We start from the raw sequence: 12,485 nt of genomic DNA, 5'->3' as shown, positions 1-12,485 counted from the left end.
GGATGGTATAAGTTTCTAGCTGTTTTATTTTATAAAAAATAAAATTGTATGAGGAACTTTTCTCTATTTTATGCGGTAGCTTGTTTCATTTTAATATTAAATGGAACGGTTAACGCACAAATAGTTATTAGTAAACCTAGTTTAGGTTTTACACAAGCATGCGCAAGTCCTTCATTTAATACTTACAATGTTTCGTTTTCATTTTCCCCAGAATCAGCTTTAGGTGCTTCAAATCAATTTATCTTAGAACTTTCTGATGGTAACGGAAGTTTTTCAAATCCTATTACAGTACATACCACTGCTTCTGGTGCGGTTACAACATCTCCAGTAAATATTAGTTTTTCATTGCCAACAACAATAGCTGGTGAAAATTTCAGAATAAGAGTTAAAAGTACAAATCCAACATCAATCAGTTCAAGTTCAAACGCTTTTCCTGCATATTATAAATTACAAGACACGCCGTTTTCAATAAATAATTTAATTGCTTCAGGCGCTTATTGTTCTGGTGGTAGCTATTTATTATCAATAGATAACCCAGGAGGGCCTTCAAATGATTCACCATTAAATTATCCATCTTTAACTTTTAAATGGTTTAAAGAAACAAGTCCTACAACATCAGTATTTGTTGCAGATGGCGAAACTTTGTTAGTGAATCAACCAGGAACTTATTTTGCAGAAACCAATTATGGTAGTTGTACATCAAATTCATTTTCAAATCGCGTATCTGTAAGTGAAGCTTCATCAGGCTCAACAAGTAATATCAATTCTAGTTTAGGAAATCCGTATTGTTCAGCAGACGGACCAACAACTTTAAGTGCGATTAATGCAGATGCTTATCAATGGTTTAAAGATGGCGAAGCTATTTCTGGTGCAACTAGCCAAATGTACGATACTAATGAGTCAGGAACTTATACCGTAAATATCGATTTAGGTAACTGCATGACCAGTGCCTCTATAGACTTAGAGAACACCGATTTTACAAGTAGCATTAACGTTGAAGAAATTAATAATTTAAACGATAACGAAAGTTTAATTGCCACGGTTACAACCTCAGCGAACAGCCCTGATTTTAAATGGTATTTAAATGATACCATGATTAGTGAAGCTTCAGGAAATAGTTACCAAATAACACAAACAGGCTCATATAAAGTTGTGGTGACGCAAACTTCTGGTTGCAACGCAGAAACTGAGTTTCCTTTTATAGTAAGATCTGCATTTCCAGATGTTGCTGAAATTCCAAATGTTATAAGTCCTAATGGTGATGGTACTAATGATACCTGGGAAATTCCTCAACAATATGTTAGTGGTACTAATACCATAATTACTATTTACAGTGCTCAAGGAAATATTGTGTTTAGTACGAATGATTATCAAAATAATTGGCCAGATAATAATATTGAATTTCAAGATATAAACCCTTTGTATTATTATGTCATAACCCCTTCAAACGGTAAAACAAAAAAAGGCACGATCACGGTCGTCAAATAGCATGAAAAAATATCTATTACATATAGTTTTATTTTTCTGTATTACACAGCAGCTCTATTCTCAAGACGATGGAGTTGTTGCGTTTAACATGCCTAGTAGAAATTCGTTAAAATTTAACCGACAATATATTAACCCAACATTCAATTTTGTTAGAGAGCAAAACAAATATATTAGTTTTAATAGTAAGAGAGAATGGGCACAATTTGATAACGCGCAACAAACCTATTTGTTCTCGTATTCCGGGAGGTTCCGAGAGAATATAGGAGCCGGAATTTCGCTATTTCAACAAAATTATGGGGTGTTAACGGCCTTTGGAGGTGTTGCTAATTTTGCATATAATGCTGTTCTTGATAGGGACAGCAATTTGACTTTTGGTATGAACCTAGGGTTTTACAAAAGTGGAATTAACGATGGAAGCGTAATTACGAATTTTCCCGATTCATCGCTTGATGACGTGCCATCAAATTCAGTTATTACTTTGAACCCGGGAATAAATTATGGAACAGAATTTTTAGATTTTGGACTTTCTGTTAATAACTTAGTTTCATATAATGTCACGTCTTCTAAAATGATAGAAGATAACCCAGAGCACAGTTTTCAAGCACACATCATGTACACAGGCTATATGAATAGCAGAGGTTTTTTTGATGAAAGCAGGTTCACAGGTTTAGTCAGCGCAGAATTAAGAAAAGATCAAACTGTAGTTGGAGCAATGGTAATGTTAATGGTACCAAAAGGAATTTGGTTTCAAGGCGGATACAATAGTTTGTATGCCTTTTCTGCTGGAATAGGTTTAAATATTAGTCCGCAAATAGTAATCGAATATAATTACGAAAAAGGCGTTGGCGGTTTTTCAACTTTTGGAAACGCCCACGATTTTACTTTGGCCTATAAATTTAATAATAGAAATAGATACGATTATGCTGGTGACGATGATGAAGAAGCATTGTTAATACCGTCTAATAGTAAAAGAAGACCAATTGCTAAACGAAGAAACACTTCAAAATCAAAAACATCAAAGAAAAAAGTTACAGTGGCTTCTGATAACACCGAGGCTAATTCCGATAAAGTCATAACAACGAAAGTTAAGAATGAAATAAATGAAGAACCTGTAATTCAAGCTCAAGAAGAGGCAAGAGCTCAAGAAATTGAAGCTGCAAGATTAAAAGCAGAACAAGAAGAACAAGCAAGAATAGCTGGGGCGGCCAGAGTTAGGGCAGCAGCAGAAGTTAAAGCTAAAGAACTTGAAGACGCAAGATTAAAAGCAGAACAAGACGAGCAAGCGAAAATAGTTGAGGCAGCAAGAATTAAAGCTGAGGCAGACGCAAAAGCCAACGCACTTGAGGAAGCGAGGTTGAAAGCAGAGCAAGAAGAGCGAGCCAGATTAGCTGAGGCAGCCAGAGTTAGGGCAGCAGCAGAAGCAAAAGCCAAAGCAGTTGAAGCAGCAAGATTAAAAGCAGAACAAGAAGAGCGAGCCAGAATAGCTGAGGCAGCAAGAATTAAAGCTGAGGCAGATGCAAAAGCCAAAGCAGTTGAGGAAGCGAGGTTGAAAGCAGAGCAAGAAGAGCGAGCCAGAATAGCTGAAGAAGCAAGAGTTCAGGCCGAAGCTAACGCAAAAGCCAAAGCAGTTGAAGCGGCAAGATTAAAAGCAGAACAAGAAGAGCAAGCCAGAATATCCGAAGAAGCAAAAGTTCAGGCCGAAGCTGACAGAAAAGCTAAAGCACTTGAGGAAGCGAGAATTCAAGCAGAACAAGCAAGAATCGCCGAAGAAGCAGAAGCTAAAGCACAAGAAGCTCCACTTAATGAAGCAACGAAATCTTTAAATGAACTTGAAAAAGTTATAAGTAGTACTTCGGATGAACAAAGTTTAATGTTGAATGAATTGAGTGCTAAAGTTGCAATTAAGCAACAAGATTTAAACGATTTAAAAGAGGAGAACGATTTAAGTGAAAAAGGCATAGTTAGTGCTCCAAAAGCATTTAAAAGTGTTTCTGCTGAAAATGCGGTTATCGAAAGCTTGAAACTCAAAATAAATAATTCAATAGAATTTGGTAATGCTAAAATTACAGAGATTGAAAAGCTTTATAGAGACCGTCTTAAAAAGGTAAAGAGCAAAGAGGATGCAGTAAATGTGGCATATGCAAACGCGATTCAAGAATTAAAATCAGAGCAAATACAATCTAAAAATATGTTGCAAAACTTAATGACAACATTGGATGATATTAAGGTGGCAACAGATTATGAGAAACGAAGACGAATTAAACGTGCTGCTTATGATAATGAAGATGATAGATATTTTAAAGATAGAGCCACTTTAGAGCGTATTAAGAAATTTACGCAACCGAGTTCACAACCATTAACATCGGAAGATTTTAATCATGGTGAAGCGTTAAGCAATATTCAAATTGTTAAAAATGTAAGTAAAGTTGAATCTGGTTATTATTTAGTTATTGCGGTTCATACAGATGTAGCACAAAGGGATGCCTTTTTAGAGAAAGCCGTTGCTGCTGGACAAAAAGATATCAATTTCTTTTTCGATGTGAATACAAGTAAATATTATATCTACTATGAAAAGTATGATGGAATAGGAGAAGCTAAAACAGCTTTAGATAATAACAAAGGAAATAAACCATACAATAGTAAAATGGCTATGGTTAAAATTGAAAATTAATTGGAATAACAAAAATGATTATAATTTCTTTTTGAAAATGCCCCAAGTAAAAAAGAAAGAATAAATATTATTACTATGAAAAAACCTACTATAAAACATACGGCCCTCGTATTATTGCTACTCGTTTTGAGCTTGCAAATGTTTGCGCAAAATTTTGTTCCTTTTACGCCACGGTTTAATCAAGATTTAAAAGGAGATATCCAGTTAATTGGGAATAACATATTGGGGCCAGATAATAATGCTTTTAATGATGGGTCGGTGTACAACCATACCGTAAACATGGTATATATTGATATTGACGGAGATCCAAGTACTTTTAATTCTTCCAGTGCCGACTTAACAATTCCAAATCCTGGATGTTATAGAATTATACATGCCGGATTGTATTGGGGAGCAGTTACAGAAGGGGCAGAACCTTTTACAAATGTAAAGTTTAAAGGGCCTACAGGTGGTTATAACGACATAGTTGGTACGGTTATTTTTGATGCCAACGGAACTTCGGTTGATGCTGGTGATAGTTTTCCTTATGCCTGTTTTGCCGATGTAACTAATATTGTAACAGGATTAGCTAATGATTTAGGAACGTATACAGTTGCGAATGTTTCAAGTGCTCAGGGTCGAACTGGAGATTTTGGAAATAATACGGGGCATTCAGCAGGTTGGTCGCTTTATATTGTTTATGAAGACCCAACTTTACCAGGTAAATCTATTACTAGTTTTGATGGGTTTAGTGCCATTAGTATTCCTGGAGCTAATCCAACATTAGATATTCCCGTTGCAGGATTTAGAACAGTTCCTGCACCTGCACCTGTTAGAGCTAATTTTGCATTTGCAACTTTAGAAGGCGACAGTCCAATTTTAGGAGATCAACTATTACTAAATGGATTAAATCTTTCTACTGCCGATAGACCCGCAACAAACTTTTTTAATAGTTCAGTAACACAATTGAGTGCGTTACCTGTTAACAATAGAAACCCAAATAGTACAAACACACTTGGATTTGATACGGGTGTGATGGTTGTCCCTAATCCAGCAAACTCAGTTATTGCTAACGATGCGACTTCTGCTACGGTACGATTGGAAACTAGTGGAGATACCTATTTTCCATATTTTTTCTCTTTAGCGGTAGATATTATAGAACCATATATTGTTTTAACAAAAATAGTTGAAGATGCTGCTGGCAATGATATTGGCGGGCAATTGGTTAATCTTGGTGACGAGTTAAACTATATTTTAGGTTTTCAAAATACCGGAAATGATAACGCCACTAATCTTATAATAAGAGATATTCTTCCAACAAATATTGTATTTAATTACCCTGCAGATATTGTTTCATTACCTGCTGGTGTTACAGTACAAAGTTATAATCCTACAACAAGAGAGATTGTTTTTGCTGTGGACAATTCAATCGTTGAAGAGAACGATCCTGTACAAGAAATTCGTTTTAAAGTAACTGTGGTATCAACGTGTAGTTTGTTAACCGATGCCTGTTCGAATATAATTAGCAATCAAGCGTACTCCACATATAACGGAACTTTAAACCCAACATTTACCATATCAGACGACCCAAGTTTTAACACTAATACCGGCTGTTTATTAACACCTGGTGCAACTAATTTTTTAGCTGATATTGATTGTACTTTTGAAGAAGAAGTTATCCTTTGTGGTGCTAGTACAGTTTTAACTTCAGGAAACGGATACGACTCTTACTCATGGTCTACAAGTCCCACGGGTTCTCCTGTAATAGGAACAACACAATCTATAACCGTAACTTCAACAGGAACGTATTATGTATGGAATACTGCAGTGGCACCATGTCAGTCTACCGAACAAGTTTTTGAAGTGGTTACTTTTGGCGCAGGAGTTACTAATCCTGTAATTCCGTACGCAGACCAAGTTGTAATTTGCCCTAATGATGGTAAAGAATTACCTAATATCTTTTTATGTGGAGGCAACGGACCAAGACTTATTGAAACCAATATTACGGATACAACATCTATTATATGGGAACAATTAGATGAATCGAGCTGTACGGCTGTGTCAAATCCAGATTGTGCCAATGAAGATGCTTCGTGTACTTGGAATCAAGTAACAACAGGACCAAATTTTTTAGCAGATACTGCAGGTCAGTATCGATTAACATTAAACTACGACGGTGGATGTTTCAACCAGTTTTATTTTAATATTTATACGAATTTACTCGTTCCAACGGTAACTTCTAGAGATATTTATTGTACTACTTCAGGTGAAATTGTTGTAGGTAACGTTCCAAGTGGTTATGAATATAGTATTGATGGTGTAAACTATCAAGCTAGTAATGTGTTTTCGGTGAATACACCGGGTATATATGATGTTTATATTAGACAAATAGGAGTAGACCCAAACCCTTGTATTTTTACCGTTCCTGACGTTCAAATTAGACAAACAGATTTTACAGTTTCAACAATTATAACGCAACCTTATTGTAATGGAGAATTGGGAAGTGTTTCGGTGGCTGCTAACGATGTACGACCACAATATTTCTTTTCGATTTCTCAAGGAGGAACTTTGGTAAATAGTGTTGGACCAATTACTCAAAACGATTATACATTTTCGAACTTAAATCCTGGAACGTATACGATTGATGTTTCAACTGAAGATGGATGTATACACTCAGAAGATATTGAAATTATTGAACCTCCGTTGTTAGAAGCCACTTCGGCCTTAACAAAACCGTTAACATGTACTGATGGTGAAATAACAGTGTATCCAACTGGCGGCACACCTCCATATTTTTACTTTGTGAATGGATCAAGCGCATTTCAAACCACACCAATCATACCAGTTTCAACAGCAGGAGTTTATGATATTCTTGTAGTAGATTCAAATAACTGTTCTGCACAAACATCAATAACTGTAGAAGCAGTACCTGCTCCTGATTTTACAGTGAGTAAAACCGATATTGCATGTTCAGATCAAGGTGATTCAGGCTCCATTACAATAAACGTGACTAATCCTAATGGAAACACATTACAATATAGTATAGATAATGGCACCACGTTTTCAAATTCAAATGTATTTACTGGACTTGCCGATGGAACTTATGATGTGGTTGTGCAATATAGTTCTGGTCCAGATGCCTGCGTAACATCGCCACAAACCATAACAATAAACACACTGGCAACGGTAACAGGAACGGCCACTTTAACGTCTCCGTATACTTGTATATCAGATGGTGTTATAACAGTATCTGGTGTAAGTGGAGGTACAGCGCCTTATTCATATAGTTTAGATGGTGTAAATTTTCAAACTGGCACAACGTTCAGTGGATTAACCGATGGAACCTATACGGTAACTGTTCAAGACTCAAGTGGATGTGCATTTATAGCAGCTCCAATTACAATTGATTCACTAGATCCACCTACGGATATGGATTTCTCTAACACACCAGTTAGTTGTCCCGCCCTGACTTCAGATGTAACCATTACAGGGACTACAGGAGGAACAACACCTTTAGAATATCAAATAATTGCGCCTTCAGGAGCTGTAACACCTTACCAAAGTTTGAATGTGTTCTCTGGTTTAAGTCCTGACACCTATACTTTTCAAGTTAAAGATGCAAACGAATGTACGTATAGCGAAACTTATACGATAGCGCCGTTACCTCCTATAACTGTAAGCACAGTAATTACTAAAGATTTAGATTGTACAGCATCGCCCGACGGTATCATAACAGGAAATATTTCTGGAGGAACAACGCCATTTACTTATGCAGTTTCATTTAATGGAGGTGCTTACAGTGGCTCTAATTCCGTAACAGGAACTACTTTTACCCATACTGCGGCTACCGACGGAACTTATCAATTTCAAATTACAGATGCTAATGGTTGTATTGCCGAATCCGGCGTACAAACAATTAATGCTATTTCTTTACCAGAAATACTTTCGGTAACGCAGACTCAACCGATTTTATGTAGTGGCGATAGTAATGCAGCTATTGAAATTACAATTAATAATTCAGTGGGGACTGCACCCTTCACATTTAATGTTTATAATAATACAACAAGTACCGATTACGGAACTCAAGCTTCAGGATTATCAGCAGGCGATTATACCATTACTTTAACCGATGCTAATTCTTGTTCGGATACCGAAACAATTACCATTTCAGAACCAATTCCAATCGATTTTGCTTTAACCAAAGTAGATATTACTTGTAATAATCCGGGTGGTTCAAGTCTAGGTTCTATCACGATACAAAATGTAACTGGAGGAACGACGGCTTTTACGTATTACATTACAAATAATTTTGGCGATGTTATACCTGGAAGCCCATATTCAGCGGTATCAAATGAAGACCATACGTTTAATATTATCAACTTTGGAACTTATACTATAACCGCAGTAGATGCTAATGGATGTAGTTTGTCTAAGCAAGAAGTTATAGCTTCACCACCATCAGATTTATTAATCGATGTAACTACAACCGTACCTGATTGTACATCAGGTGGAACAGCTGTAGTTGAAGCGATTTCGGCTGTGGGAAGTGGAAGCTATGAATTTGGTATTTTAGAATTCAATACAGTTCCTTATACATTAACTTATTTTCCATCTGATGTTGGATTTCCCAACCAAAGAACATTTACCAATTTAACTCCAGGTGTTGTTTATACTTTTGTGGTTCATGATTTAGTTACCGACTGTTATTATGTAAAATCTGCGGATTCAGCAATCGCTCCGGCTTCCACTTTAACGTCATCTGTTGTTCCTAATAATGTGGTTTGTCAAGGTGAAAATAATGGAAGCGTAACCTTTACTATTGATAATTTTGATAGCACAACGACTTCTGTTGAATATGAGATTTTTACTGCCTATACGAACGTTTCAGTAAGCGGACCAACCAGTATAGCAGTAACTTTCGGAACACCAGAAACAATTACTACTCCTGCACCAGGAACTTTGGCTCCAGGTCAATATTATATCCGATTTACTGAAAGCGGTACAGGGTCTTATGATGGTTGTCAATCAGCATCAGCTATTTTTGAAATTAGAGAATCAACTGAATTATTAGAAGTCAATGCATATGTTGATAAGCCAGCTAATTGTAATCCTAATTCAGGAATTATTAGTGCTATTGCAAGTCAAGGAACGCCTCCATACTTATATCAGATAACAACATCAGCAATTCCGCCTGTAGCCACAGATCCACTGTGGTCATCGGCAAGTACATTTAATGTAGATGCAAATAGCTATTATGTGCATGCACAAGATGCTTATGGTTGTATACAATCTACACCAATAATTGTTTTGCCATCAGATCCAGAACCTGTAATCACAGCAAATGTAAATAATCAATGTACAGTTTCAGAAGGTGATTTCGCGATAGATGTAACATTGACTTCAGCAGGAATAGCGCCTTATAGTTTTAGTATAGATGGAGGAGCTTTTCAAAATAGAACAGCCCCTTTTACAATTTCTGATTTATCATCAGGAACGCATACCGTTGAGGTTAGAGATGCAAACAATTGTGGAAATATAGTAACGGTGGATATTGAAGCCTCTTTAGCATTAACACCAAGTGTAACCATTTTACCAACTTGTAATAATGATGATGGTGAAATTACTATAACCGGGTCAGGCGGAACAGGTTCATATACCTATTCTATTAGCCCAAATCCTGCTTCAATTACGTTATCTGGTAATGTGTTTTCTGGAGTACCTTCAGGGACTTATGTTGTTACTATTACAGATACAGTAACTAGCTGTTCAGAAGATGTTACTGTAGTACTTCCAGAAGCTTTATCTCCTTCAATAACAACTACGCCTTCTGCGATAACCTGTTTTGGAGCCAACGATGGCGAATTCGAAATAAGTGTCAGTGGATATTCCGGACCATATACTTATGAGGTTTTTGATAGTTCGATGGTATCTGTTTTAGGTCCTATTGCGGCAAATACGTCAACCAACCCACAATTAGTTTCAGGCATGTCGGCGGGATCATTTACGGTAGTTTTAACCGAAACTGCAAGTCCGTTTTGTTCTGCAACGGCGTCAGTAATTATTCCATCTCCATCAGAACCATTAGCCTTAGTCATTTCAGAAACTTCAAACGTTACTTGTGATGATGATAAAGGTACAATTACAGCCACAGCAAGCGGAGGTTGGGGAAATTATCAGTACGAATTAACAGGTGCTGCAACAGTAGCTTATTCACCTAATGGGACCTTTACAAATTTATCTGCAGGTTCATACACTGTAAATGTTATGGACGCTGGCGGATGTATCGTTTCAGATAATATTTCACTTATTTTACCAACACCAATAGACGCCACAATTAACGCAACACCTAGTATGCTAACATGTTTTGGAGATACCAATGCAAGTATAACTGTTAGTGGTGTTACTGGTGGTCAAGGATCAAATTATACATATACTTTAAACATGGTTACACCTGTTGTGAGCTCTTCAGGTCCGCAAACTTCACCAATTTTTAATGGGCTAGGAGCAGGAACATACAACGTGGTTGTTACAGATGGGTATAATTGTGAGTTCACTACTTCTAATGTTACCATTTCTCAACCAACTGAAGTAGAAGCTAGTTTAGTAAAAGCAACGTCTCAAACATGTACCACGATGGCAACTTTAACATTAAGTGCCACAGGCGGAACAGGTATTTACGAATATAGCGATACAGCCACATTCACAAATGTCATCGGAACTTTTGTGTCATCTGTAACTTTCTCAGTTTCAACAGGAACATTCAGGTATTATGTTCGAGATGCTAATGGCTGTTCTGCACAAGTTTCAAACAGTATTACTAACGATCCGTTACCAACTCTTACGGTAAGTCTAGATACAACAAATGCAACCATAAGTTGTGCCGGAGATGATAATGGAGTTATTATTGCTTCAGCGGAAGGTGGCCTTGGTAACTACGTTTATACTTTACAAGATACTTCAGGAAATCCAATAACACCGGTAACTCAAGATAGTCCGGGAGTGTTTACAAACTTACCTGTAGGCAATTATCAAGTGCAAGTAGATAGTGGAGATTGTTTAGTAGTTTCTGCTGTGGCACCAATCGATAATGCGGCACTACCTTTAGATGTGTCATTTAATCCAATTGATGTTACCTGTAATGGAGAAAACGACGGTATTTTAGAAATCACTGCTTCTGGTGGATCAGGTTTTATAAAATATGCAATTTCACCACAGCTCGATCAGTTTTTTGATTTGGCCGATGTTGAAAATTTAGCACCTGGTAATTATGATATTGTTGTACAAGATGAATTGGGTTGTTATGTGACTTATAACTTTGATATTGATCAACCAGCACCGTTAGGATTCACATACACGATACTCAGTGAAGCACCTTGTGATGGTGATACAACAGGCTCTTTTAGTATTGAAATTTTAGGAGGTGAACCTCCGTATAGTGTGAGTTTAGATGATGTAAATTATATTCAATTACCATTAGGAACAACCACCTACACTTTTGATAATTTAGAAGGTGGTGAAAAAATGGTTTATGTCTTAGATAATAGTAATTGTGGTGGCGATAGTCCATTTTCAATTCCTTTAGCAGAACCCATCGTTTTAGAACCTATAGCCGATATAGATTATGAATGTATTAATGATGCCAATAATACTAATACGGTAACCAATACAGTTACCGTTAGTGTAAATTCGAGTATTGCCGATACTTCAGTTTTAGAATATGCTTTAGATGGAGGCCCATTTGCAACCGGAACGGGCGTATTTGAAAACCTATCTCCTGGTTCGCATTACATCGAAGTACGCCATCCAAATGGTTGTGTTCAAATTACGGATAACGGCATTCCTTTTGAAATTGAAACCTTTCAACCTCTTGCTTTAGCAATCGCAGATGGCGGTCTCAATGAAATTGTGGCATCAGCATCTGGAGGCGCAGAACCTTATGAATTCTTACTTAACGGACAATCGTTTGGAAACGAAAATACTTTTTTAATTTTTGAATCTGCTGACTATACCGTAACGGTTATAGATGCCAATGGTTGTGAAGTTTCAGCTTCTAGATTCTTTGAATTTATTGATGTTTGTATTCCGAATTATTTCACCCCAAATGGCGATGGTAATTTAGATGAATGGGGCCCAGGTTGTGCTGAGCAATACCAAAATTTAACCTTCAATATTTTTGACAGATACGGAAGAAAAGTAGCCACACTAAAAATTGGCGATAAATGGGATGGGAAATATAAAGGCGTTGAGTTGCCCTCTGGTGATTATTGGTATGTTGTAAAATTGAATGAGCCGAGAGATAAACGTGAATTTGTAGGACACTTTACATTATACAGATAAACGGATACTA

3 protein-coding genes are annotated in these 12,485 nt (G+C 36.8%); all 3 read left to right on the top strand.

Annotated features, from left to right (window positions below):
• Window positions 1-48 precede the first annotated feature (48 nt).
• The 3 genes from BUA46_RS04275 to BUA46_RS04265 all read left to right on the top strand — a co-directional run bounded on the left by BUA46_RS04275 (window position 49) and on the right by BUA46_RS04265 (window position 12,475).
• Complete coding sequence (locus BUA46_RS04275; protein ID WP_019387521.1) at window positions 49-1,488, top strand: T9SS C-terminal target domain-containing protein; 1,440 nt, start codon at window positions 49-51, stop codon at window positions 1,486-1,488.
• A gap of 1 nt (window position 1,489) precedes the next feature.
• Complete coding sequence (locus BUA46_RS04270; protein WP_050981770.1) at window positions 1,490-4,159, top strand: PorP/SprF family type IX secretion system membrane protein; 2,670 nt, start codon at window positions 1,490-1,492, stop codon at window positions 4,157-4,159.
• A gap of 75 nt (window positions 4,160-4,234) precedes the next feature.
• Window positions 4,235-12,475, top strand: coding sequence for a T9SS type B sorting domain-containing protein (locus BUA46_RS04265; RefSeq protein ID WP_035106246.1), 8,241 nt, complete (start codon window positions 4,235-4,237; stop codon window positions 12,473-12,475).
• Window positions 12,476-12,485 lie beyond the last annotated feature (10 nt).

It is taken from the genome of Algibacter luteus (genome assembly GCF_900141715.1).
Lineage (GTDB): Bacteria > Bacteroidota > Bacteroidia > Flavobacteriales > Flavobacteriaceae > Arenitalea > Arenitalea lutea.
The sequence above is the reverse complement of the archived record's forward strand: the minus strand, read 5'-3'. Positions and strand labels throughout refer to the sequence as shown.